24 protein-coding genes are annotated in these 24,840 nt (G+C 66.4%); 8 read left to right on the top strand and 16 right to left on the bottom strand.

The genetic code is table 11. From position 1 onward, the window contains the following. The first annotated feature begins 74 nt into the window (after positions 1 to 74). Positions 75 to 1,685: a S41 family peptidase gene (locus CYJ10_RS02385; protein WP_101679957.1), complete on the top strand. Its 1,611-nt coding sequence runs from the start codon at positions 75 to 77 to the stop codon at positions 1,683 to 1,685. A 99-nt stretch (positions 1,686 to 1,784) separates the two neighbouring features. After that, a complete protein-coding gene (locus CYJ10_RS02380; RefSeq protein ID WP_101679956.1) occupies positions 1,785 to 2,537 on the top strand; it encodes a HesA/MoeB/ThiF family protein in 753 nt (250 codons plus the stop codon). Between the two features lie 318 nt (positions 2,538 to 2,855). Here CYJ10_RS02380 and bfr read toward each other — a convergent pair whose 3' ends face one another. From bfr to CYJ10_RS02330, 10 genes are all read right to left on the bottom strand, one after another. Beyond that, entirely contained in the window at positions 2,856 to 3,335 is a 480-nt protein-coding gene (bfr, locus tag CYJ10_RS02375; RefSeq protein ID WP_101679955.1) for a bacterioferritin, read from the bottom strand. Between the two features lie 158 nt (positions 3,336 to 3,493). After that, a complete protein-coding gene (locus CYJ10_RS02370) occupies positions 3,494 to 3,799 on the bottom strand; it encodes a (2Fe-2S)-binding protein (protein WP_101679954.1) in 306 nt (101 codons plus the stop codon). 226 nt (positions 3,800 to 4,025) lie between these two features. Then, the gene (gene ptsP, locus CYJ10_RS02365) at positions 4,026 to 5,783 is read right to left on the bottom strand and encodes a phosphoenolpyruvate--protein phosphotransferase (protein ID WP_101679953.1); all 1,758 of its coding nucleotides are present in this window, start codon (positions 5,781 to 5,783) and stop codon (positions 4,026 to 4,028) included. 49 nt (positions 5,784 to 5,832) lie between these two features. Continuing rightward, positions 5,833 to 6,102 (bottom strand): HPr family phosphocarrier protein, encoded by a 270-nt coding sequence (locus CYJ10_RS02360; RefSeq protein WP_092603109.1) that lies wholly within the window; start codon positions 6,100 to 6,102, stop codon positions 5,833 to 5,835. Then, positions 6,071 to 6,526, bottom strand: a complete 456-nt coding sequence (locus tag CYJ10_RS02355) for a PTS sugar transporter subunit IIA (RefSeq protein ID WP_101679952.1) — start codon at positions 6,524 to 6,526, stop codon at positions 6,071 to 6,073. The genes CYJ10_RS02360 and CYJ10_RS02355 overlap by 32 nt, the downstream gene beginning before the upstream one ends. Positions 6,527 to 6,650: 124 nt before the next feature. Beyond that, positions 6,651 to 7,604, bottom strand: coding sequence for a glutathione synthase (gshB, locus tag CYJ10_RS02350; RefSeq protein ID WP_101679951.1), 954 nt, complete (start codon positions 7,602 to 7,604; stop codon positions 6,651 to 6,653). 99 nt (positions 7,605 to 7,703) lie between these two features. Then, complete coding sequence (gene gshA / locus CYJ10_RS02345; protein WP_101680386.1) at positions 7,704 to 8,999, bottom strand: glutamate--cysteine ligase; 1,296 nt, start codon at positions 8,997 to 8,999, stop codon at positions 7,704 to 7,706. Positions 9,000 to 9,570: 571 nt separating this feature from the next. After that, positions 9,571 to 11,106, bottom strand: coding sequence for an ammonium transporter (locus CYJ10_RS02340; protein WP_101679950.1), 1,536 nt, complete (start codon positions 11,104 to 11,106; stop codon positions 9,571 to 9,573). 32 nt (positions 11,107 to 11,138) lie between these two features. Next, positions 11,139 to 11,477, bottom strand: coding sequence for a P-II family nitrogen regulator (locus CYJ10_RS02335; RefSeq protein WP_066739826.1), 339 nt, complete (start codon positions 11,475 to 11,477; stop codon positions 11,139 to 11,141). 64 nt (positions 11,478 to 11,541) lie between these two features. Continuing rightward, positions 11,542 to 12,345: a TorF family putative porin gene (locus CYJ10_RS02330; RefSeq protein ID WP_101679949.1), complete on the bottom strand. Its 804-nt coding sequence runs from the start codon at positions 12,343 to 12,345 to the stop codon at positions 11,542 to 11,544. Positions 12,346 to 12,869: 524 nt separating this feature from the next. On the opposite strand from CYJ10_RS02330, the gene CYJ10_RS02325 reads away from it, so the two are divergent. The 3 genes from CYJ10_RS02325 to CYJ10_RS35160 all read left to right on the top strand — a co-directional run bounded on the left by CYJ10_RS02325 (position 12,870) and on the right by CYJ10_RS35160 (position 13,991). Continuing rightward, on the top strand, positions 12,870 to 13,133 hold the full coding sequence (locus CYJ10_RS02325) for an accessory factor UbiK family protein (protein WP_101679948.1): 264 nt from the start codon (positions 12,870 to 12,872) through the stop codon (positions 13,131 to 13,133). Positions 13,134 to 13,218: 85 nt separating this feature from the next. Then, positions 13,219 to 13,671, top strand: a complete 453-nt coding sequence (locus tag CYJ10_RS35165; protein WP_257992056.1) for a magnesium chelatase domain-containing protein — start codon at positions 13,219 to 13,221, stop codon at positions 13,669 to 13,671. After that, positions 13,668 to 13,991 (top strand): magnesium chelatase subunit ChlI family protein, encoded by a 324-nt coding sequence (locus tag CYJ10_RS35160; protein WP_257992053.1) that lies wholly within the window; start codon positions 13,668 to 13,670, stop codon positions 13,989 to 13,991. The genes CYJ10_RS35165 and CYJ10_RS35160 overlap by 4 nt, the downstream gene beginning before the upstream one ends. A gap of 124 nt (positions 13,992 to 14,115) precedes the next feature. Here CYJ10_RS35160 and CYJ10_RS34520 read toward each other — a convergent pair whose 3' ends face one another. The 3 genes from CYJ10_RS34520 to CYJ10_RS02305 all read right to left on the bottom strand — a co-directional run bounded on the left by CYJ10_RS34520 (position 14,116) and on the right by CYJ10_RS02305 (position 15,689). After that, on the bottom strand, positions 14,116 to 14,241 hold the full coding sequence (locus CYJ10_RS34520; protein WP_257992051.1) for a hypothetical protein: 126 nt from the start codon (positions 14,239 to 14,241) through the stop codon (positions 14,116 to 14,118). 84 nt (positions 14,242 to 14,325) lie between these two features. After that, the gene (locus CYJ10_RS02310) at positions 14,326 to 14,979 is read right to left on the bottom strand and encodes a LysE family transporter (RefSeq protein WP_101679946.1); all 654 of its coding nucleotides are present in this window, start codon (positions 14,977 to 14,979) and stop codon (positions 14,326 to 14,328) included. Positions 14,980 to 15,077: 98 nt separating this feature from the next. Next, a complete protein-coding gene (locus CYJ10_RS02305) occupies positions 15,078 to 15,689 on the bottom strand; it encodes a hypothetical protein (RefSeq protein ID WP_101680385.1) in 612 nt (203 codons plus the stop codon). 141 nt (positions 15,690 to 15,830) lie between these two features. Between CYJ10_RS02305 and CYJ10_RS02300 the strand changes: the two genes are divergently transcribed. From CYJ10_RS02300 to CYJ10_RS02290, 3 genes are all read left to right on the top strand, one after another. Then, positions 15,831 to 16,325: a thioredoxin fold domain-containing protein gene (locus CYJ10_RS02300; protein WP_101679945.1), complete on the top strand. Its 495-nt coding sequence runs from the start codon at positions 15,831 to 15,833 to the stop codon at positions 16,323 to 16,325. A gap of 129 nt (positions 16,326 to 16,454) precedes the next feature. Next, entirely contained in the window at positions 16,455 to 16,991 is a 537-nt protein-coding gene (locus CYJ10_RS02295) for a TlpA disulfide reductase family protein (protein WP_101679944.1), read from the top strand. 170 nt (positions 16,992 to 17,161) lie between these two features. Continuing rightward, positions 17,162 to 19,270 carry an ATP-dependent helicase gene (locus tag CYJ10_RS02290; protein ID WP_101679943.1) on the top strand — a complete coding sequence of 703 codons (2,109 nt, stop codon included), beginning with the start codon at positions 17,162 to 17,164 and terminating at the stop codon, positions 19,268 to 19,270. 141 nt (positions 19,271 to 19,411) lie between these two features. On the opposite strand, the gene cmdF is transcribed toward CYJ10_RS02290, so the two are convergent. The 3 genes from cmdF to CYJ10_RS02275 form a co-directional block, all read right to left on the bottom strand. Next, positions 19,412 to 21,016 (bottom strand): tyrosine 2,3-aminomutase, encoded by a 1,605-nt coding sequence (gene cmdF, locus CYJ10_RS02285; RefSeq protein ID WP_101679942.1) that lies wholly within the window; start codon positions 21,014 to 21,016, stop codon positions 19,412 to 19,414. Between the two features lie 308 nt (positions 21,017 to 21,324). Then, positions 21,325 to 22,647 carry a sigma-54-dependent transcriptional regulator gene (locus CYJ10_RS02280; RefSeq protein ID WP_101680384.1) on the bottom strand — a complete coding sequence of 441 codons (1,323 nt, stop codon included), beginning with the start codon at positions 22,645 to 22,647 and terminating at the stop codon, positions 21,325 to 21,327. Between the two features lie 23 nt (positions 22,648 to 22,670). Further along, positions 22,671 to 24,692, bottom strand: a complete 2,022-nt coding sequence (locus tag CYJ10_RS02275) for a sensor histidine kinase (protein ID WP_101680383.1) — start codon at positions 24,690 to 24,692, stop codon at positions 22,671 to 22,673. Between the last annotated feature and the right edge of the window lie 148 nt (positions 24,693 to 24,840).

Genomic DNA, 24,840 nt, shown 5'->3' with positions numbered 1-24,840 from the left:
AATCTAGGCCGGGCGTAACCCGTCCGGCCAGGAATTTCCCTTTCGCATCATCCACAAAAGTTCAGGCAGCCCTCATGCGTAAGACGCTCAAGAACATTAGCCTCGTCTCAGTCGGCGTCGTCGCCGGCGTGCTGGCCACGCTGCAAATCTCGGCCACCGCGCAGAACAGCTCGGGACCGCTGCCGCTCGACCAGTTGCGGCTGATGTCCGACATCTTCGGGCAGATCAAGCGCGAGTACGTGGAGCCGGTCGACGACAAGAAGCTGCTGACCGAAGCCATCAAGGGCATGGTCGCCAGCCTCGACCCCCACTCGGCCTACCTGGACGAGAAGGACTTCAAGGAACTGCAGGAAGGCACCCGCGGCCGCTTTGCCGGCCTGGGCATCGAGATTTCGCAGGAAGAAGGCCTGGTCAAGGTCATCAACCCGATCGAGGACACCCCCGCCTTCCGCGCCGGCATCCAGCCGGGCGACCTGATCACCCGTATCGACGACAAGCCCGTGCGCGGCCTGCCGCTGGAACAGGCGGTCAAGCGCATGCGCGGCGAGCCGGGCACCAAGGTCACGCTGACCATCTACCGCAAGAGCGAGGAACGCACGTTCCCGGTCTCGATCACGCGCGCCGAGATCCGCGTGCAGTCGGTCAAGACCAAGATGCTCGACAACAACACCATCGGCTGGGTGCGCCTGACGAGCTTCCAGGAGCGCACCGTGGCCGATCTGGGCCGCCGCCTCAAGGAAATGGCGGACAAGAACCCGAACCTGAAGGGCATCATCCTGGACCTGCGCAACAACGGCGGTGGCGTGCTGCAAGGCGCGGTCGGCGTGGCAGCAGCCTTCCTGCCTGAAGACGCGACCGTGGTGTCCACCAACGGCCAGGTGCCCGATGCCAAGCGCGTCTACAAGGCAACGTTCAACAACTACCGCCTGTCGTCGCTCGAGGACGATCCGCTCAAGGACCTGCCCCCGCAGTTCAAGAAGCTGCCGATGATCGTGCTGACCAATGCCTACTCGGCATCGGCCTCGGAAATCGTCGCCGGCGCGCTGCAGGACCACAAGCGCGCGCTGACCATGGGCAAGACCACGTTCGGCAAGGGTTCGGTGCAGACCGTGCGCCCGCTGACCAACGACACCGGCATCAAGCTGACGATTGCGTACTACTACACGCCGTCGGGCAAGTCGATCCAGGCCAAGGGCATCCGCCCGGACATCCCGGTCGACCAGAACCCGGAAGGCGATCCGGATGACGCACTGATCACACGCGAGATCGACACCGAGCGCCACCTGCACAACAAGCAGGAATCGGAAGAGCCGGAAATGAACGAGCGCGAACAGCGCCGCGTGGACGAACTGCGTCGCCTGGAAGAGGAAAACTCGAAGAAGTCGCCGGAAGAACGCGAGAAGGAACGCAAGAAGAAGCCGGTGGAATTTGGCTCGGCCGACGACTTCATGCTGCAGCAGGCCATCGCCCAGCTCGACGGCAAGCCGGTGCAGAAGTCGAAGTCGCGCCTGGAAGCCACCGGCGCGGCCGGCAAGCCCGACACGAAGGAAGAAAAGGCAGGCAAGGCCCCGGCCAAACCCGCCGCCAAGCCGGCTCCGACGCCAGCCAAGCCCGCGCCGGCCAGCCAGCCGCCCGCGAGCGCGCCGATCGGCCAGCCGCTGGGCACGCCGACCGGTCAGAAGTAACGGAACCGCGCCTGCCGCCTTGGCGCGCGGCGCGCTTCCCCTCAATCCTGCGGCCCGCGGCATGCCACCGTCGGGCCGTTTTTCATTTGCCGCCGAACCATGAATGACGATCAGCTGCTGCGCTATTCGCGCCATATCCTGCTGGATGAACTGGGCATCGAGGGCCAGGAGCGCCTGCTGGCGGGCCATGCGCTGGTGATCGGCGCCGGCGGCCTGGGTGCGGCCGCCCTGCCCTATCTGGCATCGGCCGGCGTGGGACGCATCACGATCGTCGACGACGACGATGTCGACCTGACCAACCTGCAGCGCCAGATCCTGCATACCACCGCCAATGTGGGACGCCGCAAGGTGGAGTCGGCCCGGGAAGGGCTACTGCGCATCAATCCCGACGTCGATATCCGGCTGGTGGCGCAACGCGTAGGCGATGTGGAGCTTGATCCACTGGTGGCACAGGCCGATGTCGTACTCGATTGCTGCGACAACTTCGCCACGCGCCAGGCCGTCAACCGGGCGTGCCTGAAGCACCGCCGGCCGCTGGTCTCGGGCGCCGCGCTGCGCTTCGACGGTCAGGTCAGCGTGTACGACCTGCGCAACCCCGAGGCGCCGTGCTACGGCTGCCTGTTCCCGCCGTCCGAGCCGGCCCCGGAAGCGGCCTGTGCCACGATGGGCGTGTTCGCGCCGCTGGTCGGCATGGTGGGCACGGTGCAGGCCGCCGAGGCGCTGAAGCTGCTGACCGGCGTGGGCGAAACGCTGGCCGGACGGCTGCTGATGGTCAACGCGATGACGATGGAATGGAGCACGATGCGGCTGGCGCGCACGCCGGGCTGCGAGGTGTGCGGGCAGGCCCATTAGGTCCGGGCGCATTCAGTCCGGACGCATTAAGTCCGGGCTCAGCTATGTCGCCTGCGGCGCAGGGCGCGGCCGGTCGAGTCGGAAAGGCAGAAAAACGCAGGAATGACGCCTGGAAATCTGGCGACCCGCGGTGGAGCCCCCTCCCCGCCGGGTCGCCATTTTTTTGGCGCGATGTGACTGGATGAAGACAAGAATCCGAATGAGAAGGGTTACCAACCCGCTCCGCAACGGGGCGCGGCGCCATCCTGCGCCACGCGCCTGCCCCGCCGCGCTTGCCAGTGATCGGTCAGGCTGCGGCCGGGTCGGAAACCGGCGTGCTTATTGCTCGCCCGGCTCCAGTTGGGACTGCAGGTAGTTTTGCAGGCCAACCTTGTCGATCAGGTCCAGCTGCGTTTCCAGGTACTCGATATGCTCTTCGGTGTCCGTGAGGATATCGACCAGGAGTTCGCGGCTGACGTAGTCGCCAACGGATTCGCAGTACGCAATGCCTTCCTTGACCGTGGCGTGCGCAGTCTGCTCCAGCTTCAGGTCGCACTTGAGCATTTCCGGCGTGTCTTCGCCGATCATCAGCTTGTGCAGGTCCTGCAGGTTGGGCAGCCCGTCGAGCATCAGGATGCGGTCGATCAGGCGATCGGCGTGCTTCATTTCGCCGATCGACTCCTTGTACTCGACATCACCGAGCTTTTTCAGGCCCCAGTGGCGGTACATGCGTGCGTGGAGGAAATACTGGTTGATCGCGGTCAGCTCGTTCTTGAGCTGGGCGTTCAGATGCTGGATGACCTTCTTGTCACCTTTCATTCGGGGCTCCTGTTACCGACAACAAACGGACCCGGCGGATGGACGAAGGTGATGGAACGCAACGAGATGCAACGGTCGGGAACGACAAAACGCGCCTCGGACGAATCCGTGGGCGCGCTTTTCAATCCACGCGTTGTTCGGTGAGAACGCTTCCTGAATCAGGCGACCAGCGCGGTACGCTGATCGTTCGCGACTGCCGGGTCACGAGCGTCCATTATGGCATGTGACGCAGCCGGCGAACAGGCTGAAATATCGACGACCTGGATGGTCGCGATGGTGGAGGCCTTGATGGTCTGTACGGCGGCAACGCCTTCGCAAAGCACTTGCTTCGCGCAATCGCGGCAGCGGCCGCAGCAGGTTCCCACGCCTAGCGTTTCGGCCAGCTCGTCGAGCGTGGTCACGCCAAGATGAGCGGCACCATGAATCTCATGGTCGGTAACCTGATTGCAGATACACACGTACACAACTTGCCTCCTGGGGGCTGGCGGCACCGGCATGCCGCACGCGATGAGAGGCAGAATAACAGAGATCGAAAATGATAACAATTCCCATTACTTCACATGGGAAGCGTCATGCACAGCCTGGGTGAAATGACGGAAAAAGGAATCTAAGACGCCACTTTTCACGCGGAAAAGTGGCGTTTGGACCGCCGACAATAGAGACAAAAACCCCAGCGTTTTAAGGGTTGTGCTATGCCGACAACAGCTTCAGGGCCGCCGCCTGTTCTTCGGGCTCGTAGCAGGTCAGGATCTGGTCCACCACCTTGCACAGGCGCTCGCAGTCGGCGTGGATGACTTCCTGCTTCACTCGCAGCAACTGGGCCGGATGCATCGAGAATTCACGCAGGCCCATGCCTAGCAACAGGCGGGTCATCGCCGGATCGCCAGCCATTTCGCCGCAGACCGCCACCGGCACACCCGCGTGGTTGGCGTCACGGATCGTGCGTGCAATCAGCTGCAGCACGGCCGGATGCAGGGGGTCGTACAGGTGCGCCACGGCGTTGTCGGCGCGGTCGATCGCCAGCGTGTACTGGATCAGGTCGTTGGTGCCGATCGACAGGAAGTCCATTCGCTTGAGAAACAGCGGCAGCAGCAGCACGGCTGCGGGGATCTCGATCATCGCCCCGATCTTGATGCCCGGGTCATACGGCTGGCCGCGCTCGTCCAACTGGCGCTTGGCCTGCTTGATCAGATCCAGGGTCTGGTCGATCTCGCTGGCATGGGCCAGCATCGGAATCAGCAGCCGCACCGGCCCGAACGCCGACGCCCGCAGCAGTGCGCGCAATTGCGTCAGGAACATGGCCGGCTCCGACAGCGACCAGCGGATCGCCCGCAGCCCCAGCGCCGGGTTCAGCGCGGTCTCGAAGTCTTCGCCCAGGCCGTCCAGCGGCTTGTCGGCGCCCACGTCGATCGTGCGGATGGTCACGGGCAGGCCGTGCATGGCCTCCGCGGCGTTGCGGTATGCCAGGAATTGCTCGTCCTCGTCGGGCATTTCGTCCCGGCGGTTCATGAACAGGAATTCCGAGCGGAACAGGCCTACGCCGACCGCACCTGCACCCAGCGCGGCACCGGCATCCTCGGCCAGCTCGATATTGGCCAGCAGCTCGATCTCCAGCCCGTCCAGCGTGACAGCGGGCATGTGCCGCAGCCGCTGCAGGCGCTTTTTCTCCAGCGCGCGCTCGCTCTGCCGGTGGCGGTATTCCTCAAGGATGATGGCCGACGGATCGACGATGACCAGGCCGGCATCGCCGTCGATGATGATCCAGTCGTCCTGGCGGATCAGCTCGCTGGCGCTCTTGACGCCCACAGCAGCCGGGATGTCCAGGCTGCGCGCCACGATCGCCGTATGCGACGTACGCCCGCCCAGGTCGGTCACGAACCCGTGGAACACCGTGTGCTTGAACTGGAGCATGTCGGCCGGGCCAATGTCGTGGGCCACCACGATCACGCCGGGCGCGGCCTCGCCATCGGGGGCCAGGGGCGGCACCGGAGCGGGCGCCAGCACGGGCGCGCCGGCCAGCACCTTCAGGATCCGCTCCACCACCTGCTGGATATCGGCCTTGCGCTCGCGCAGGTATTCGTCCTCAATCTCGTCGAACTGGCGCATCAGTTCTTCAAGCCGCGTGGTCAGCGCCCACTCGGCGTTGTAGCGGCGCTGGAGGATCAGTTCCTCGGGCTCGCGCGACAACGCCTCGTCGTCGAGGATCATCGCGTGCACGTCCAGGAACGCGCCCATTTCCTCGGGCGCATCGCGCGGCAGGTCGCGCTTCAGGGTCACCAGTTCCGCCCGCACGGCCGCGCGCGCCGAGCGTAACCGCTCCACCTCGGCGTCGAGGCGGTCTTCGTCGACCAGGTAGTGCGAAACATCCAGCGCAGCCGGCGCAAGGATATGGGCCCGCCCGATGGCGACCCCACGAGAAACCGGAATGCCGTGCAAGGCAAAGGGCATGACCCGCTCCGTCAGGAACGTTAAGGAATTCTGGGTGTGGCGCCGGGCCTCACTCGCCTTCGCCGAAGCGGTTGGCAATCAGCGCCAGCACGGCGTCCATCGCCTCCTGCTCGTCGGGGCCGTCGATCTCGATCGTGACCGTCGAGCCAATGCCGGCGGCCAGCATCATGACACCCATGATGCTCTTGGCATCCACCTGGCGGCCGTTCCGCGACATCTTGACCTGGCTTTTGAAATTGCCCGCCAGCTGGGTCAGCTTGGCGGATGCCCGGGCATGCAGCCCGAGCTTATTGATGATGGTGGTGTCCCTCTGCAGCATATTTGTCGGGATGATTTGCGGTTTGATTCTGGACTGCGGTCGTACCGATCTGCAGCACACCTTGCGAGCCGCCAGCCAATGCCTTGGTGGCCAGCTGGTCAAGCTTTTCGGCGCGATAGCAGATCGCACGCACGAGCATCGGCAGGTTCACGCCTGCCAGCACCTTCACGCGGCCCGGCTCGGCCAGGCGCGCGGCAATGTTGGCCGGCGTGGCGCCAAAGATATCGGTCAGCACCAAGGCACCGTTCTCTTCGCTTACCGCGGCCAGGCTGCGCTGTGCCTCGGCCAGTACCGCAGCCGGATCGGCGTCGGCGACGACGTCGATGGCTGCCAGCCTGGGCGGCTGGCCACAGTAGACGTGGGCAGCACAATCGCGCAACGCCGAAGCCAGTGGCGCATGCGCGATGATCAGAATTCCTGCCATGATGGTGAATCCGTTGGACTGCCCAAATTGTAGCAGGCAGCCTTACGGCCTCTCCTCGTGTTTGTGCGCGCCCTTGGGACTGTGGTGCCTTCGCATCAACTCCGGCGAGCCCTTCCGGGCGGTTTCAGCGGCGGTCGCTGGCCACGGCTTCTTCCAGCGCGTCGATGAACATCGCGCCCACGTTGAAGCCGGTCTGCTGCGTGATTTCCTGGAAACAGGTCGGACTCGTCACATTGACTTCGGTCAGGCAGTCGCCGATCACATCCAGACCCACCAGCAGCAGGCCCTGTTTCCACAGCCCCGGGGCCAGCGTCTCGGCGATCTCGCGGTCGCGCGCGCTCAGTTCCTGGGCGCGGCCCACGCCGCCGGCGGCCAGGTTGCCGCGAATCTCGCTGCCCTGCGGAATGCGCGCCAGCGAATAGGGCACCGGCTTGCCACCGATCAGCAGGATGCGCTTGTCGCCGGCCTTGATTTCGGGGATGTAGCGCTGGACCATCAGCGTGCGGGCGCCGTTGTCGCTCAGCGTCTCGACGATCGAGCCCAGGTTCATGGCATCGGCGCCCACGCGGAAGACGCCCATCCCGCCCATGCCGTCGAGCGGCTTGACGATGATGTCCTTGTGTTCGGCCTGGAAGGCGCGAATACGGCCCGCGTCGCGCGTGACCAGCGTCGGCGTGACGAACTGCGGAAACTGGGCAATCGCCAGCTTCTCGGAATGGTCGCGGATAGCCTGCGGCTTGTTGAACACGCGGGCGCCCTGCTTTTCCGCCAGTTCCAGCAGCCAGGTGCTGGTCACGTATTCCATGTCGAACGGCGGGTCCTTGCGCATCAGCACCGCATCGAACGTAGCCAGCGGCAGCAGCGCGGCCTCGCCCAGGCGGAACCAGTCGTGCGCATCGTCAAGCAGCGTCAGCGGCCGTGCGTCGGCCTCGACCACGCCGACCGACAGCGATACCTGCGACTGCAGACAGAAGAACAGCTCGTGCCCGCGCGCCGCCGCCTCAGTCATCATGGCGTAGGTGGAATCCTTGTACGTCTTGAAGGTTTCCAGCGGGTCGGTGATGAAAAGGATACGCATGATGGCTCGTCGCGTTGGCGTCAGGGGAATGGGGGCCGGCGCGTTCGGACAGACCGCGCCGGACCAGGGGCGTGCGTGACAGGCGGCAGGCGCCTCCGGTCAGAGGATCGGGTTGGGATCGGTCTTTTCAAGCTCCACCGAGGCCGCCAGCAGCGCCAGGCGACCCACCACGCCATACATGTAGAAGCGGTTCGGCACAGCCGCGCCAGGCTTGGCATGGCTGTCCGGAATGCCGTTCGGGGCAAACGCCAGCGGCACGAAGTGCATGCCCGGCGCGTTCAGGTTCTCGTCGTTGCCGCGGCCGGTATGCACGCGGTAGAAGCCGCCCACCACGTAGCGGTCGATCATGTAGACCACCGGCTCGGCCACGGCCTCGTTGACCTTCTCGAACGTGTGAACGCCTTCCTGGATGATGACGTCGGAGACCTCCAGGCCTTCCTTCACGACGCTCATCTTGTTGCGTTCCTTGCGGTTCAGGCCCTTGATCTCGGACGGGTCGCGCACGGTCATGATGCCCATGCCGTAGGTGCCGGCGTCGGCCTTGACCACCACGTACGGCGTTTCCTTGATGCCGTACTCGCGGTACTTCTTGGCGATCTTCTTGAGCACGCCTTCCACGGAATCGGCCAGTTCCTCCTCGCCAATGCGCTCATGGAAGTTCACGCCCGACTGGCGCGCGAAGTACGGGTTCACCATCCACGGGTCGATGTCGATCAGCTTGGCGAACTTCTTGGCCACTTCGTCGTAGGCGGCAAAGTGGCTGCTCTTGCGGCGCGTGGACCAGCCGGCGTGCAGCGGCGGCAGCAGGTACTGCTCGTTGATGTTCTCCAGGATCGGCGGAATGCCGGCCGAGAGGTCGTTGTTGAGCAGGATCGAGCAGGGATCGAAGTCCTTGAGCCCCAGGCGGCGGCCCTTGGTGCCCAGCCGCGCCAGCGGCTCGACCACCAGCGTCTGGCCGTCGGGCAGTTCGATCGGGGTCGGTTCGGTGATTTCCTCGGACAGCGAGCCCAGCCGCACGTTCAGGCCAGCCTGGCGCATGATCAGCGACAGCCGCGCAACGTTCTGCAGGTAGAACATGTTGCGGGTGTGGCGTTCCGGGATCAGCAGCAGGTTCTTGGCGTCCGGGCAGATCTTCTCGATCGCGGCCATGGCGGCCTGCACGGCCAGCGGCAGCATCTCGGGCGCCAGGTTGTTGAAGCCACCCGGGAACAGGTTCGTGTCGACCGGCGCCAGCTTGAAGCCGGCATTGCGCAGGTCGACGGAACAGTAGAACGGCGGGGTATGTTCCTGCCATTCCAGCCTGAACCAGCGCTCGATGGACGGCGTGGCGTCCAGGATCTTCTTTTCCAGTTCGAGCAGCGGACCGTTCAGCGCGGTGATGAGATGCGGGACCATATCCATCCTAAGAATCAGCTTTTATTGTCCGCCCCGATTGTAAGGGAACGGCTATCTGGCTGCAGGCTCGCCTTGTATAACCTTATACGGAGCCTGGCCAGGGGATAGAAATATGGGGCCAATCGGCGGTTTTCAAACCCCGGTGCCGGGAAGGCCGGCGGGCGGGCCCGGAGCGCCGGGTGGCGCACGAGCCGGGATCGGAATGAATCAGGATTCAGGATCGAACAGGCAAAAAAAAGCGCGGCGTGGTGCCGCGCTTTCAAATGGCCTGACAGATACGGGGAGCGTTCTGCAGGTGGAGGAAACTGCCTCAGTGGCACTCTATGCGCGCACCCGATTAAATACAATTGAGACTTTTTAAGATCCGATTTAAGCACCCTGCGAATAGGGCCGGCAGCCCTTGTCCCGCCTTGGGTCGTTCAAATCGGTCGGTTCCGCACCGCGGAATGTTGGTCAGCCATCACACACAAATTCCCCGTATCGACAATAAAAAAGCCCCGGCACAAGGCCGGGGCAAAACTCCTGAGAGAAGATTCCCAATCAGCTCTCCAGCACAACTCTGTTGTAGATATCAACCTTCATAGGCCGTTTCGCCGTGCGAAGTGATATCCAGGCCCTCGCGCTCTTCCTCTTCCGGCACGCGCAGGCCAATCAGCATGTCCACCAGCTTGTAGGCCACCAGGGCCACCACGCCCGACCACACCACCGTGGTCAGCACGCCCTCGAACTGGATCCAGAGTTGGCCGGCGATCGAATAGTCGTCGGCCACCTTGTTGGCCACGTAGTCGTAGATGCCCACGCCGCCCAGGCTCGGGGCCGCGAACACGCCAGTCAGCAGCGCGCCGATGATGCCGCCCACGCCGTGCACACCGAACACGTCCAGCGAATCGTCCATGCCCAGCATGCGCTTCAGGCCGGTGACGCCCCACAGGCACAGCAGGCCAGCCACCAGGCCCATCACGATCGAACCCATCGGGCCGACAAAACCGGCAGCCGGGGTGATCGCCACCAGACCGGCCACGGCGCCCGAGGCACCGCCCAGCATCGACGGCTTGCCCTTGCCGATCCACTCACCGAACGTCCAGGCCAGCACGGCGGCGCAGGTCGCCAGCAGCGTGTTGACGAAGGCCAGCGCGGCACCGCCGTTGGCTTCCAGGCCCGAACCGGCGTTGAAGCCGAACCAGCCGAACCACAGCAGCGACGCACCCACCATCGTGAACGTCAGGCTGTGCGGGCGGATTGCCTCGCGGCCGAAGCCGATGCGCTTGCCGAACATGAAGGCACCCACCAGGCCCGCCACAGCGGCGTTGATGTGCACCACGGTACCGCCGGCGTAATCCAGCGCGCCCTTCTGGAACAGCCAGCCCGACTTGGCCGTGGCTGCGGTGGCGGCAGCGGCGTCAGTGTAGGCATCCGGACCCGGCCAGAACCAGACCATGTGGGCCATCGGGATGTAGGCGAACGTGAACCAGATCACCACAAACACCAGCACGGCCGAGAACTTGGCGCGCTCGGCGAAGGCGCCGATGATCAGGCCGCAGGTGATGCAGGCGAACGCGCACTGGAACGCGAAGAACACCAGTTCCGGGATCACCACGCCCTTGCTGAAGGTGGCCGCCACGGCGTCGACGTTCAGGCCCTTCATGAAGAGCCGGTCGGTGCCGCCGAAGAACGCATTGCCTTCGGTAAAGGCGAAGCTGTAGCCGTAGATGGCCCACAGGATCGCCACCAGCGAGAAGATCACCAGGCACTGCATCAGCACCGACAGCATGTTCTTCGATCGCACCAGGCCGCCGTAGAACAGCGCCAGGCCGGGCAGCGTCATCAGGATCACGAATGCCGTGGCTACCAGCAGCCAGGCGGTATCGCCCTTGTTGGGGACGGGGGCCGGGGCGGCGGCGGGCGCGGCTTCGGCAGGTGCGGCAGCAGCCGGCGCAGCGGCCGCACCTGCCGGGGCCGCCGCGGGGGCAGTGGCCGCTGCCGGGGCCGAAGCCTCGGCGGCGGGCTTGTCCTGCGCCACGGCGTGGGTGGACAGGCCGAGGCCGGCCGTGCCGATCGCCAGCGTCATCGCGCCAGCCGTCAGGAATCGCTTGAACCAGGTTTTCATGGGTCTAACCTCTGTCTCTCGTAGTTCTGTTGTCACAGCGCATCGCCGCCGGTCTCGCCGGTGCGGATGCGGATGACCTGTTCAACCGGGGCGACAAAGATCTTGCCGTCGCCGATCTTGCCGGTGCGGGCCGACTTCTCGATGGCCTCGATGGCGCGTTCCACCACGTCGTCCGGCACCGCCACCTCGATCTTCACCTTGGGCAGGAAGTCGACGATGTATTCGGCGCCGCGATAGAGCTCGGTGTGGCCCTTCTGGCGGCCAAAGCCCTTGACCTCGGTGACCGTGATGCCCGACACGCCCACGTCCGAGAGCGCCTCGCGCACCTCGTCGAGCTTGAACGGCTTGATGACTGCAATGATCAGTTTCATTGGGGTTCTCCTTGAGGCAGCCCGATGGGTTCAGGCCGCCCGTCCTGGATGTGTGCTGTTGGAATTAGAAAGTCTTGGTGATCGATGCCCAGGCCGCGGCCTTGCCCAGGTAGCGGCCGCGGTTGGCGCTGGTGTAGAACGATTCCTTGGCGTTGGTGTCCACATAGGCCACCGACAGCGCAAAGCCCTTGCCCAGGTCCTTGGTCAGGCCGATCTTCCAGTCGGTGTACGACGCATCGCTGTGATGCGTCACGCCCTGGTAACCCACGTGCGCGTTCAACGTCAGGTCCCAGAAGTTCAGCGGCACGTTGGCCGACAGGTCGACGTAGTAGCTGTTCTTGCTGTCGTCGATGCCGAACAGGTTGGTCACCGCGTGCGAGTACTTCAGGAACACCGGGCCCCAGCCGATGCCGGCGTAGAGTTCGGTCGTGTACGGGCGGGTGGTCGTGTAGCCGCCCGGGTAGTAGTACTGCAGCACGCCGACGTCGTAGTTGAATTCCTCACCGCCGACCGCGAACTTGTTCTTGTAGCCGCCGTAGAAGTCCATTTCCACGGGAGCAGAGACCGACGAATCCGCATCCTCCAGCCAGCTGATGCTCGAGTTCCAGTTGCCGACGTAAAAGCCGCTTTCGTGCGAATAGTCGAACCCGCCCTGGATGGCCGGACGCAGGTTGGTCTGGCTGATGCCGCGATAGCGGTAGTCAGACACCAGCGACACGTTGGCACTGAACGTGTGGGGCGATGCCGGCTCGGCGGCGGGTGCGGCTGCCGGCGCGGCAGCGTCCGGGGCGGTCTGCGCGAACGCCATCGGGGCTGCCAGGCTGAACAGGACCGCAGCGGCGCTGACTGCGAGGCTCGACGTCTTCATCTGGTTCTCTCCTTTTCCTTGAAATCTTCGCGGGCTCGTTTTGAGGGATCTGCTCTTTGTTGCTTTGTGGTCTTGACGCTCCTGGCAACCAGTACTGCAACTGCCGTGCCAGCTATCGGCGCCCTGCGGCGGCGCATGCGTGGGGCGGCCCGGGCGAGCCTCCGGGACCACACGACGGGATGGCCGGCGGTACCCCTTGGGCCACCCTGAAAGCGTTAAAAGATGTGACCAGCCCTTGCCAGAGCTTTCATGGCGGGCGCCGAAGCGCCATAATCCGCGTCATGAAGGGTCAAGTGCTGCGTGCTTGGCGTATCCGGGAGGAAGCCGGGCTGCCGAAGGCGCGGAAGGCGCGATACGCCCCAGTCAGGTGCATCGCCTTGCCGGACCAGTGTGCCGGGGGTCTGCAGCCATCGCCCCAACGCGGTGCATGACTGGCCAAATCGCCACAAGCGGGTGCCTGCCAGGTGCCCGCCGGCCGCGACCTGACCCGAACGATCCAAATTGGTCACAACAGGAGCTTCACCATGAAACCGACCGATCTCTTCAACGACCTGCAGCAAAAGGTCAGCGAGGCGCTGCGCAATTCGCCGGCCAAGGACATCGAGAAAAACGTACGCAGCATGATGACCCAGGGCTTTGCGCGCCTGGATCTGGTCACGCGCGAGGAGTTCGACGTGCAATCGCAGGTGCTGGCACGTACCCGCGCACGGCTGGAGGAACTGGAAGCCCGCGTGGCGGCCCTGGAAGCCCGCGCCGGCGTCAATCCGCCGCCATCGGCGGGGGTATGACCCCCAGGCGCCAGCCGCCTCCCCCGCATCGCCAGAAAGGCCACCGTCACCCGGTGGCCTTTTTCTTTAACAAATCCGCATACGTATGAGCCTTGCAGTCTTGCGCAGCCGCGCCCTGAACGGCATCGACGCGCCGCCCGTTTCGGTGGAAATCCACCTTGCCAATGGCCTGCCCGCGTTCAATATCGTCGGGCTGGCCGATACCGAAGTCCGCGAAAGCCGCGAACGCGTACGGGCGGCGCTGCTCAACAGCGACTTCGAGTTTCCGAACCGCCGTATCACAGTCAATCTGGCCCCCGCCGACCTGCCGATGGAGTCGGGGCGCTTCGACCTGGCCATCGCGCTGGGCATCCTGGCGGCCGGCGGCCAGTTGCCGTTCGAGGGGCTCGATGTGTTCGAGTTCGCCGGCGAGTTGTCCCTTGCCGGCGACCTGCGGCCGGTACGCGGCGCGCTGGCCATGGCCATGGGTCTGGCACGCGACAACCGGGCGCGGGTGGCCGCCGGCCAGCGTTCGCGCGCGTTCATCGTGGCCATGTGAAGTTGCCCGCCCAAGGCCAGCACGAAATCCTGGACGGGCCGCCCGGCGAACCAAGCGAAGCCGTCCGCGCCCGCGCCGTGGCCGCACGCGATCGCCAGCTGGCGCGCCAGGGCACGCCCAACAGTGAACTGGCTGGCCGGGCCATCGACACGCACTGCCCGCTCGACAACGCCGCGCAGGCCCTGCTGCGGGGCGCGATGGATAAGCTGGGCTGGTCGGCCCGCGCGTACTTCAGGGTGCTGAAAGTGGCCCGCACCATTGCCGACCTGGAGGGCGCCGAAGTGCTGACGGCCAGCCATGTGGCGGAGGCCATTCAGTAGCGGCGGGTGTTGCGGGCGGGGTAGGGAAAGGACCATGCAGGCTGCCTGGCATGGCGCCTACTGCCTGAAGCGTCTCAGCGCACCCAGACAAAAGGCCCGCGGGCCTTTTGTCATGTCACACCGGTCACACGGGTGGTTCCAGCGGCGGTGGGGGCGGTTCCTCGATGGGCGGCTGGTCCGCCGGAAAGCCGGGTGGGGGTGGCTCGTCGGGCGGCGGTTCGCGGTGGGCAGTCAGGTCGACATCGTGCATCTGGGGCTCCATGTACGCCGGGTCACTCCCCATTGAAGCAAACGTTGCCGCACGATGCCAGTCGTTCGGGGCGCCGTCGTGGCTTCAGGTGTGATGACGGCGCACAAAAAACAGCGCAGTGCCGACGGCCACCAGCACGCCGCCGAAGAACCGGTTCTGCCAGCGCACGGCGCGTGCGTTGCGGAAGAGCCCCTGCATGCGCGACGCGAGCAGCGCGTAGCCGTGCATCACGATCAGGTCCACAAAGCACATCGTGGCGGCCAGGATCGCCAGTTGCACGCCCAGCGGATGGCTCGGGTCGATAAACTGCGGCAGCACCGCCACCATGAAGATGATGCCCTTGGGATTGGTGACATTGGTCAGCAGGCCCGTCGCAAAGCGACGCCGACGGCTCATCACCGCCGTGCGTACCGCGTCGCCCTGGCCGTTGGTGCCCGCCTGCGGACCCGTCTCCACTTTGGAACGCCATTGCTGGACGCCCAGGTAGATCAGGTACATCGCGCCGATCGTCTTGACGACCAGAAATGCTTCTTCGGACGCCAGCAGCAGCGCGCCCAGGCCACCGCCTGCCACCAGCAGGATGATGACCAGGCCGGTCTGCAGACCCAGGATGGTGGTCGACGTCTTCTTCAGGCCATACGACAGGCCATGGCTCATCGACAATACCGCGCCCGATCCTGGCGAAACGGCGATCACCCAGCACGCGGCAAAATAGGCCAGCCACACTTCCCAACGCATCACTGCACTCCTGAAGGTAACAACGGTTAAAAGCGGTCCAGATCGAAAAACACTTGAAATCGGACAAGGTGAAACGGCAACACAGCGAAAAGGCGCGGTCAGAACGGATGGAACCCGGTCAGGAACTGATCGACCTGCTCGGCCTGGCGCGCATCGCGGGCGGCATCGCCGGCCTCTAGCACCACGGCCTGGTAAACGCGCTCGCCCGATGCCACCAGCCGCGCCGTCAGCCGGCGCGGCGCCTTGTCCTGCGGCGATACGCCGGCCACCGACACCTCCACGCCGTCGAGCGACACGGGCGGCTGGGCCGCCGACATCACCGTGATGTGGCGCGCCTGGGCGGGTGCCTCGGGGTGCGCGCCCAGATTGGCCACCAGCCCCGCCTGCATGGCATCCATGGCATCGCGGCGCAGCGCGGCATCGTCGCTGGGCAGCGTGACCACGCCCACCGCGAACAGCGTGCCGTCGATGTTGGCCGCCTCCATGGTCATCGGCAGCTTGTGGCCGGCAATTGACACATCCCGCGCGGCGCTGGTCGGCTTGGCCGGATACAGAGCGGCGTACTTGCCGTCGCTCGACACGATGGTGCGCCAGTCATAGCGCGGCGAGCACCCCGCCAGCCAGAGCAGGGCGAGCAGCGGCAGCAGGTAACGGGTGGGACGGAACAGGCCGGGGCGGGACGGACGGTAGCGGAGCGTGGTCGGGGGCATCGGAATGGGCGGCGCATTCGTGCGCAAGCCGGTATTATCCGGGAAGCCGCCCGCCCGCGCATGCCCGTCTTGTGGCGTTCATCGCCCCATCGGTCCCTTTGCCCCCAATGCGCCGGCCCGCCCGTTTTCCGTGAGGTGACCATGCCCTTCCGTTCCCTGCCCCGCTTGGCCGCGCCCTGGCTTGCCAGCCTGGCCGTACTGGCCAGCTTCAGTGCCGTGGCTGCCACCGCGCATCTGCCGCCGGTGACCGATATTGGCGCCCAGTCGGCCGCTGCGGCCAAACAGGGCGAGCCGCTGGTTGTGCTGGTCAGCCTTCCCGGCTGCACCTATTGCGAGACGGTGCGCCGCAACTACCTGGGGCCGCAGGTGGCGGCCGGGGACATTGCCGCGCGGGAAATCGACATGACGGCCGATACGCCGATCCGTGACGTCGACGGCACCATGACCACCGCCAAACGCTGGGCCCAGGCGCACAACATTTCGGTCGCGCCGACCGTGCTGTTCCTGGACCCGCACGGCCGCAACCTCGCCAAGCCGCTGCGCGGCATGCAGCCCGATTTCTATGGCGCCTACCTGGAGCAGGCGATCGACGAGGCTCGCGCCAAGGTGGCCGCCCGGTCCGGCACGCCGCAATAGCGCGAGCGACCGACCCAATATTGCGACGAATTGCCGCAGCGGCAGCGGGCTTGACCGACAACGGTGCCGGCTTTTGCGCCCGGCAGTAGAATAGCCGCTGTCCGATGGCTGTCCCGGTACCGTTATCCCATGTCCAACACTGCTACTTCCGCCACTTCCTCGCGCAAGCGCTGGCCGATCGCCGTCGCGGTCGTGATCGTCGCCCTGCTCGGCTTCTTCGGCTATCGCGCCATGACGCCGGCCAGCAAGGTTCCCGACGCCACATTCACGCTGCTGTCGGGCCAGAAGATCAGCACGGCCGACCTGAAGGGCAAGGTCTACCTGGTCAACTTCTGGGCCACCAGCTGCGCCACCTGCGTCAAGGAAATGCCGCAGATGATCGACACCTACAAGCAGTTCAAGGACAAGGGCCTGGATTTCGTGGCCGTGGCCATGAACTATGACCCGCCGATGTACGTGGCCAACTACGCCAAGACGCGCGAACTGCCGTTCAAGGTGGCCATGGATTCGGATGGCACGGCGGCCAAGGCCTTCGGTGACGTCCAGCTCACGCCCACCACGTTCGTGGTCGACAAGAACGGCAAGATCCTGAAGCGCTACGTGGGCGAGCCCGAGTGGGATGCGCTGCACAAGCTCCTGGACGGTGCGCTGGCCAGCGCGGCCTGATCCCCGCCCGAAACAACCGGATCCCGACGGATCCCAACAAAAAGGTGCCCATGCGGCACCTTTTTTGTTGCCCGAACGCCGCGCGGGAACGTCCGGCTTGCCAGTCGAAGCTGTATGGATATACAGTGGGCGACAGATTTTTCTCAATCCTCCCCTCTGCCCTTCCCGCTGTGCTACCGGATCTCGCCCCTGAAGCCGACGTGCCCGCCGATCTCTCCCACGAGACGGGCGACGCCGCCGCCTACCTGTCCAAGCTGAATCCGGAGCAACGCGCCGCCGTGGAATACGCGGGCGAGGCGCCGCTGCTGATCATTGCCGGCGCGGGCTCGGGCAAGACCAATACGCTGGCGCACCGCGTCGCGCACCTGGTGGTGGGCGGCGCCGATCCGCGCCGCATCCTGCTGCTGACGTTCTCGCGCCGTGCGGCGTCCGAAATGGGCCGCCGCGTCGAGCGCATCGTCGACCAGGCGCTGGGCATCCAGTCCGGCGCGGGGCGTGCGGCGCTGCAGTGGTCGGGCACGTTCCACGCCATCGGCGCCCGGCTTTTGCGCGAGTATGCCGAGACGCTGGGCCTGGCGCCGAGCTTCACGATCAGCGACCGGGGCGATTCGGCCGACCTGATGCACGTGGTGCGGCATGACCTGGGGCTGTCCGAGCAGGCGTCGCGCTTTCCGCGCAAGGAAACCTGCCTGGCCATCTATTCGCGCGTGGTCAACACCCAGTTGCCGATCGAGGTGGTGCTCAAGACCCAGTTTCCGCGCTACGCGATGTGGGCCGACGCACTCAAGACGCTGTTCGCCGGCTATGTCGAAGCCAAGCAGAAGCAGCAGGTGCTGGATTACGACGACCTGCTGCTCTACTGGGCGCAGGCCATGACCGAGCCGGCACTGGCGCAGGACATGGGTGCGCGATTCGACCACGTGCTGGTCGACGAATACCAGGACACCAACGCGCTGCAGGCGTCGATCCTGCTGGCGCTGAAGCCGCAGGGCCGAGGCCTGACCGTGGTGGGCGACGACGCGCAGTCGATCTATGCCTTCCGTGGCGCCACGGTGCGCAACATCCTTGATTTCCCGACGCAGTTCGCGCCCGCGGCCGAACAGGTCACGCTGTCGCAGAACTACCGGTCCACGCAGCCGATCCTGCAGGCCGCCAACGCGGTGATCGGCCTGGCGGCCGAGCGCTTCACCAAGGACCTCTGGTCGCTGCGCGAGTCGGCCGAAAAGCCCGGCGTCGTGGTGGTCAACGATGAAGCCGACCAGGCGCGCTTTGTCGTCGAGCAGGTGCTGGCGCGGCGCGAATCGGGCCTGGCGCTGATGCAGCAGGCGGTGCTGTTCCGTGCAGCCGACCACAGCGCGCAGGTCGAGATCGAACTGGCCCGGCGCAACATCCCGTTCGTGAAGTTCGGCGGCCTGAAATTCCTGGAGTCCACGCATGTGAAGGACGTGATGGCCGTGGTGCGCTGGCTGGAAAACCCGCGCGACCGCATGGCCGGCTTCCGCACGCTGCAGCTGCTGCCCGGCATCGGCCCCAAGACTGCCGCCCGCGTGCTCGAAGGGCTGGAAGCCGCCACCGAGCCGCTGGTGGCGCTGGAGGCGTTCGAGGCCCCGCCCGCCGCCGCGCCCGCGTGGGACGCCCTGCTGACGCTGGCCCGCACGCTGATGGCGCCCACGTCGCCGTGGCCGTCCGAATTCGAGCAGGTGGTCGCGTGGTATGCGCCGCATCTTGAGCGCATGCACGACGATGCCGCCGCGCGCCAGGCCGACCTGCAGCAGATCGAGCGCATCGCCGCCACCTATGCGTCGCGCGAGCGCTTCCTGACCGAACTGACGCTGGACCCGCCCAGCGCATCGAGCGACGAATCGGGCGTGCCGTCGCGCGACGAGGACTACTTGATCCTGTCGACCATCCATTCGGCCAAGGGCCAGGAATGGAAGGCCGTGTACGTGCTCAACGCCGTGGACGGCTGCATGCCGTCCGACCTGGCCACCGGCACCACCGAGGAAATCGAGGAAGAACGCCGCCTGCTGTACGTGGCCATGACGCGCGCGCGCGACCACCTCAACGTGATCGTGCCGCAGCGGTTCTACGTGCACAACCAGGTGGGCTTTGGCGACCGCCACGTCTACGCGTCGCGCACGCGCTTCCTGCCGAACCGCGTAATGCCGAATTTCTACAGCCGGTCGTGGCCGCCCCCGCCGATGCCGGGCGAAGGGCAGGAGAAGGCGTCATTGCCGCAGGTCGACCTGGCCAGCCGCATGCGCAGCATGTGGAAGTAGGACGCCGTTTCAAAGCGACTCTGGCCGCGTTGCGCAGCCTTGGCCGATCCGCTTGTACTGTCTGCGGCCGCGCGCCTGGCCAGAACCGCTTCGCTTCATCCTGAACGGCCTCCCTGCCGGGACGCAAAACAGGCGGCTGAACTAGGCCAGTTCCACACCCACCTGCCGCACCACCTCTACCAGCGCCCCGTCGCGCAGCAGCGCGGCCACGCGTTCGATCTCGTCGGTCATGTAGCGATCCGCGTCCAGGAACGGCACGTGCCCGCGCACGAACGCAAACATGGCGCGGCCGGCTGGCGACAGGTGCTCGACCGCGCCGGCCAGTTCCGCCGCCTGGCAAGCGGCCAGCAACTCCAGCGCCAGGATGTACTGGTTGTTGTCGAGAATGCGGCGCGCGTTGCGGGCCGAGATCAGGCCCATGCTGACCACGTCCTGGTTGTCGCCGTTCGACGGCACGCTCTGGATGCTGGCCGGGCTGCAGATCGTGCGGTTCTCGGCCACCAGCGCCGTGGCCGGGTACTGGGCGCCCGCGAAGCCGCACGACAGGCCTTCGTTGGCCGCCGCCAGGAAGGCCGGCAGCCGGTTGTTCAGGTGCGGGCTCAGCAGACGGTTCAGGCGGCGCTCGGCCATCACGCCCAGCTGCGTGGCGGCGATGGCCAGGAAGTCCATCGCGAAGGCCACCTGCTGGCCATGGAAATTGCCGCCGTGGAACAGCGCGTCATCGTCAAAGAACAGCGGGTTGTCGTTCGATGAATTGAGTTCGCGCGCCACCACGGTGGCGCAGTGGTCCAGCGTATCGCGCACGGCGCCCAGCACCTGCGGGATGCAGCGCAGCGTGTAGGCCTTCTGGATGAACACGCCCGTGCCGGTGTTCTTTTCGTCGCCGGCGCGCTGCTTCATTTCCGCGCTGAGCGTGTCGTGCCCCGCCAGCCGCGTCGATCCGGCCAGCAGCGCACGCAGGTTGGCGGCGGAGCTGATCTGGCCCGGGTGCGGCTTGGCGATGTCGTGGCCGTTCGCCATAAAGGCATCGGCCGACGCCGACAGCCCTTCGAGCGCCAGCGCCGCGATGGCTTCGGCCTGCCGGACCTGCGCGCGCAGCGTTTCCAGCAGCAGGCACGACACCCCCGTCATGGCTGAAGTGCCATTGATCAGCGCCAGCCCTTCCTTGTACGCCAGCGTGATCGGCGCGATGCCGTGCGCCTGCAGCACGTCGGCGGTGGGCGCCGTGCCGCCATCGGCGGTCAGCACCTTGCCTTCGCCGATCAGCGTGATGGCCACGTGCGACAGCGGCGCAAGGTCGCCACTGGCGCCGAGCGATCCCACCTGCGGCACGGCCGGCGTGATGCCGGCGGCCAGGTACTTGAGCAGTTGCTCGATCACCACCGGGCGCACCGCCGAATAGCCACGCGACAGCGCATTGGCGCGTGCCACCATCATGGCCCGCACTTCATCGCGCGAGAACAGCGGCCCCACGCCGGCGCAATGGCTGCGCAGCAGGTTTTCCTGCAGCGCGCGGCCGTGTTCGATATCGACCCAGTTGTGGACCAGTTCGCCAAACCCGGTGGACACGCCATATATCGGCACGTTGGTGGCAGCCACCTGCTCGAAGCGGGCGCGGGCGTCGCGTACCTTGTCGAGTACGTCGGCCGGTACTTGCGCGGTCAACTTGCCGTGGGCGATGGCGGCGACGGATTCGGGGCTGAGCTGGTAGCCGTCGATGGCGGCGGGGTGTGCGGCGTTGGGCATGGGGCGGGCGGTAGTGATTGAGGCGCTTGCCCTCTCCCCCGCCCCTCTCCCGCGCGCGGGAGAGGGGCGCAAACCGGCAGCTTTTGCTATGCCTTTGAGGTCCCCCCTCCCGCAGGGCGGGAGAAGGGAGCAAACCGGCTGCTTTTGCTATGCCTTTGAGGTCCCCCTCCCGCAAGGGCGGGAGGGGGACCAAACCGGCAGCATCCAATATGCGCTTGGGTTCTCCCCTCTCCCGCCTTGCGGGAGAGGGGTCGGGGGAGAGGGCCGGGCCTGAGTGTACCGAGCCCCGATTCGTCCCGCTGCCGCCGTTACAGTCCGTAGCGTTTGATCTTGTCGTAGAGCGTCGCCTTGCCCACCTGCAGCAGATCGGCGGCCTGATTCACGGCGCCGCCGGTGCGCGCGAGCGTATCGGCGATCACGGCGCGCTCGTAGCGCTCCATCCGCTCGCGCAGCGGGATCGATTCGTCGCCGCCTTCGACCTTGCCGGCATGTCCCCCTTCGGGCACCCCCAGCACCAGCCGGTCCGCCGCGTTACGCAGTTCGCGCACGTTGCCGGGCCACGGGCGCTGCATCAGTTGCTGGCGCTGCATCTCCGACAGGATCGGCGCGGGCCGCTGGTAGCGCACGGCGGCCACCAGCATGAAGTGCTCGAACAGCGGCACGATGTCTTCACGCCGCTCGCGCAGCGGCGGCAGCGGAATCGTCACCACGTTGAGGCGGTACAGCAAATCCTGCCGGAACAAGCCCTGCGCCACCAGCGACTCCATGTCGCCCTTGGCGGCGGCGATGATGCGCACGTCGATCGGCAGCGATACGTTCGAGCCCAGCCGCTCCAGCGTGCCCTCCTGCAGCACGCGCAGCAGCTTCACCTGCAGCGCCAGCGGCATGCTCTCGATTTCGTCCAGGAACAACGTGCCGCCCGACGCATGTTCGAGCTTGCCGATGCGGCGCTTGCCGGCACCTGTGAACGCGCCGGCCTCGTGGCCGAACATCTCGCTCTCGAAAATCGACTCCGGCACCGCGCCGCAATTCAGCGCGATAAACGGCGCGTCGCGGCGCGTGGACAGCGCGTGCAGGCTGCGTGCCACCAGTTCCTTGCCCGTGCCGGTCTCGCCGTTGATCATCACCGGCACATCGGTTTCGGCCACGTTGGCAATCAGGTCGCGCACCCGCGCGATGGCCGGCGACCGGCCGATGATGCGCGTGCCCGCCGCCGGGCCCGCCAGTTCGCGGCGCAACGCCACGTTTTCCAGTTCCAGCGCGCGGCGCTCCAGGGCGCGGCGCACGGTGTCGGTCAGGCGATCCGCGCCGAACGGCTTCTCGATGAAGTCGTAGGCGCCCTCGCGCATCGCCTGCACGGCCATCGTAATATCGCCATGCCCGGTCACCAGGATCACCGGCAGGCCCGGCGCCACGTTGCGGCAATGGTGCAGCAGGTCCAGCCCCGACGCGCCGCCCAGGCGCACATCGGTCACCAGCACGCCGGGGAAGTCGGCGGTCAGGTGCGGCATCGCGGCCTCGGCCGACGGCAGCGCCAGCACCGCGAATCCGGCCAGTTCCAGGCTTTGTGCCGTGGCCTGGCGCACCAGAGGTTCGTCCTCGACAAACAGCACGCGCAGCCCGTCTTGCATCGCAATCATTTCGCTTTTCCTCATCACGCCGCCACGGGCTGGCGCGCCCGCCGCAACGTCACCACAAATTCCGCGCCGCCGCCTTCGGCATTGCCGGCCACCAGCTGGCCGCCGAACTCGCGCACGATCGACGACGAGATGGCCAGCCCGAGCCCCAGGCCCTGGCCGATTTCCTTGGTCGTGTAGAACGGCTCGAACAGGTGCGGCAGCGCCTCCGGCGCAATACCGGTGCCATTGTCGCGCACCGCGATGCGCACCTGTTCCTCGGTGGCGGCGACGCCGATTTCCACCCGCCCATCGGCGCGGCGATCGGCCCGGCCATCGGCGGCGATGGCGTCGAGCGCGTTGCCCACCAGATTCAGCAGCACCTGTTCGAGCTTCAGCTCGTCGGCCCAGACCGCCAGGTCGGCGGCCTCGCCGTCCAGCCCGCGCACCCGCAGCATCACCTGGCCCAGGCGCGGGGCGATCAACTGCAGCACGTGGTCCAGCGCGGCGCGCACGCGCACGGCATTGCGGCGCTGGCGCGCCTTGCCGGCAAACAGCTTGAGCTGGCCCGTGATCTTGCCCATGCGCTCGGTCAGGTCGGCGATGGCCGACAGGTTGCCCGTCGCGGCATCGAGCTGGCCGCGCTCCAGCAGCACGCGCGTGTTGTCGGAGAACGTGCGCAACGCCGCCAGCGGCTGGTTCAACTCGTGCGTGATGCCCGCCGCCATCTGGCCCAGCGCGGCCAGCTTGCTGGCCTGTACCAGTTCGTCCTGGGTCGCGCGCAGTTCGCTTTCGGCGCGCGTGCGCTCGACCACTTCGCCTTCGAGTTGTTCGTTGATGGCCATCAGGTCGGCGGTACGCGCTTCGACCCGACGTTCCAGTTCGTCGTAGGCCGCTTCCAGCAGGCGGCGGCTGTACACCATGTCGCGCGCGCGTTGGCGGCGCTGGCGCAAGTTCACCAGCAGCAGGCAGATGCAGGCATACGCCAGCGCGGCGCCGATAGTCGCGCTGCGGGCGTTGGCCAGCACCGGGTCCAGCGGCGCCATGACCTGCATGTTCCAACCGGCCGGCCCCACCGCGCGGTTGATTTCAAGATAGCGGTCGCCACCGGTGTCGGCCAGCCCGAAATGCAGTCCGGCACCGTCCGCGCCATCGGGCGCGCTCTCGCCATCGCGCCGGTCGGTCGGTCCCACCCGCACCAGGCGCTGGCCGTCGGCAAGCGTGTGGTCGGCCAGCCAGCGCATGACGGGCGACGTCAGCGCCTGCATCGGCAGCGGCGTGACATCCACATCGTGGTACTGGCGCGTGCGGTGCAGTTCGGCCTGCAGGGCTGACGGCAGGGGCTGCAGCGTGCGGTACTGCCAGCCCGGTACCGACGACAGGAAGATCACACCGTGGTCGTCGGACACCATCAGCGGTTCGCCCCGGCCCGACCCGGCGCGCTGGAACCACTCCAGGTTCAGCTTGACCACCGTCACGCCGATCACCTTGCCGCCCGCCTCGATCGGCTGGGCGATGTAGTAGCCCGGTTCGTCGCTGGTGACGCCGATGGCATAGAAGCGGCCCACCTGGCCGCGCGACGCCATCTGGAAATACGGACGGAAGCGATAGTCGGTGCCGACAAAGCTGCCCGGCTCGCCGTGGTTGCTGGCGGCCAGCGCCAGCCCGTTCGCCGCGATCACGTAGGTGGCGGATGCCCGGGCGCGCCGGTTGACCTCCACCAGGTAGTCGTTGACGGCGGCAATACGCGCCGGATCTTGCGGCGACGCCAGCAGCGCACGCACGGACGGGTGCAGCGAGACCAGCGCGGGCAGGAATTCGTAACGGTCGAGCGTGGATTCGAGCGTGCCTGCGTACCGGTCGGCACGCATGGCCGTGGACTGCTGCAACGCCACGATGCCGCGCTGTACCGACAGTAGCCAGGTCAGCGTGCACAGCACCAGCAGGCCGGTCAGCAGCGCGATGGCAAAGCCCCACCAGCGCGAACTGGTCTCCGGCGCATGCACGGAGTCAGGCGGTGCGGGGTCATGCACGGCAAGGAAGTCGTCGGAATGGGGCATCGGCGCGGGCGGGAGCTCTCGCGCCGATGATACCCGCTGGCCGCCCTGGGGGGCGGCGGTGTCAGCGGGGGGATGCGCAGCGGGGGAATGCTGCGCAGCGGTGCCCGCGACGCCGGCCAGCGGGTCGGCGGGCACCTGGCCAGTCATG

Source organism: Cupriavidus pauculus, assembly GCF_002858765.1.
Classification (GTDB): Bacteria; Pseudomonadota; Gammaproteobacteria; order Burkholderiales; family Burkholderiaceae; genus Cupriavidus; species Cupriavidus pauculus_B.
Note: the sequence above shows the minus strand (reverse complement) of the source record. Positions and strands in the feature narration are given on the sequence as shown.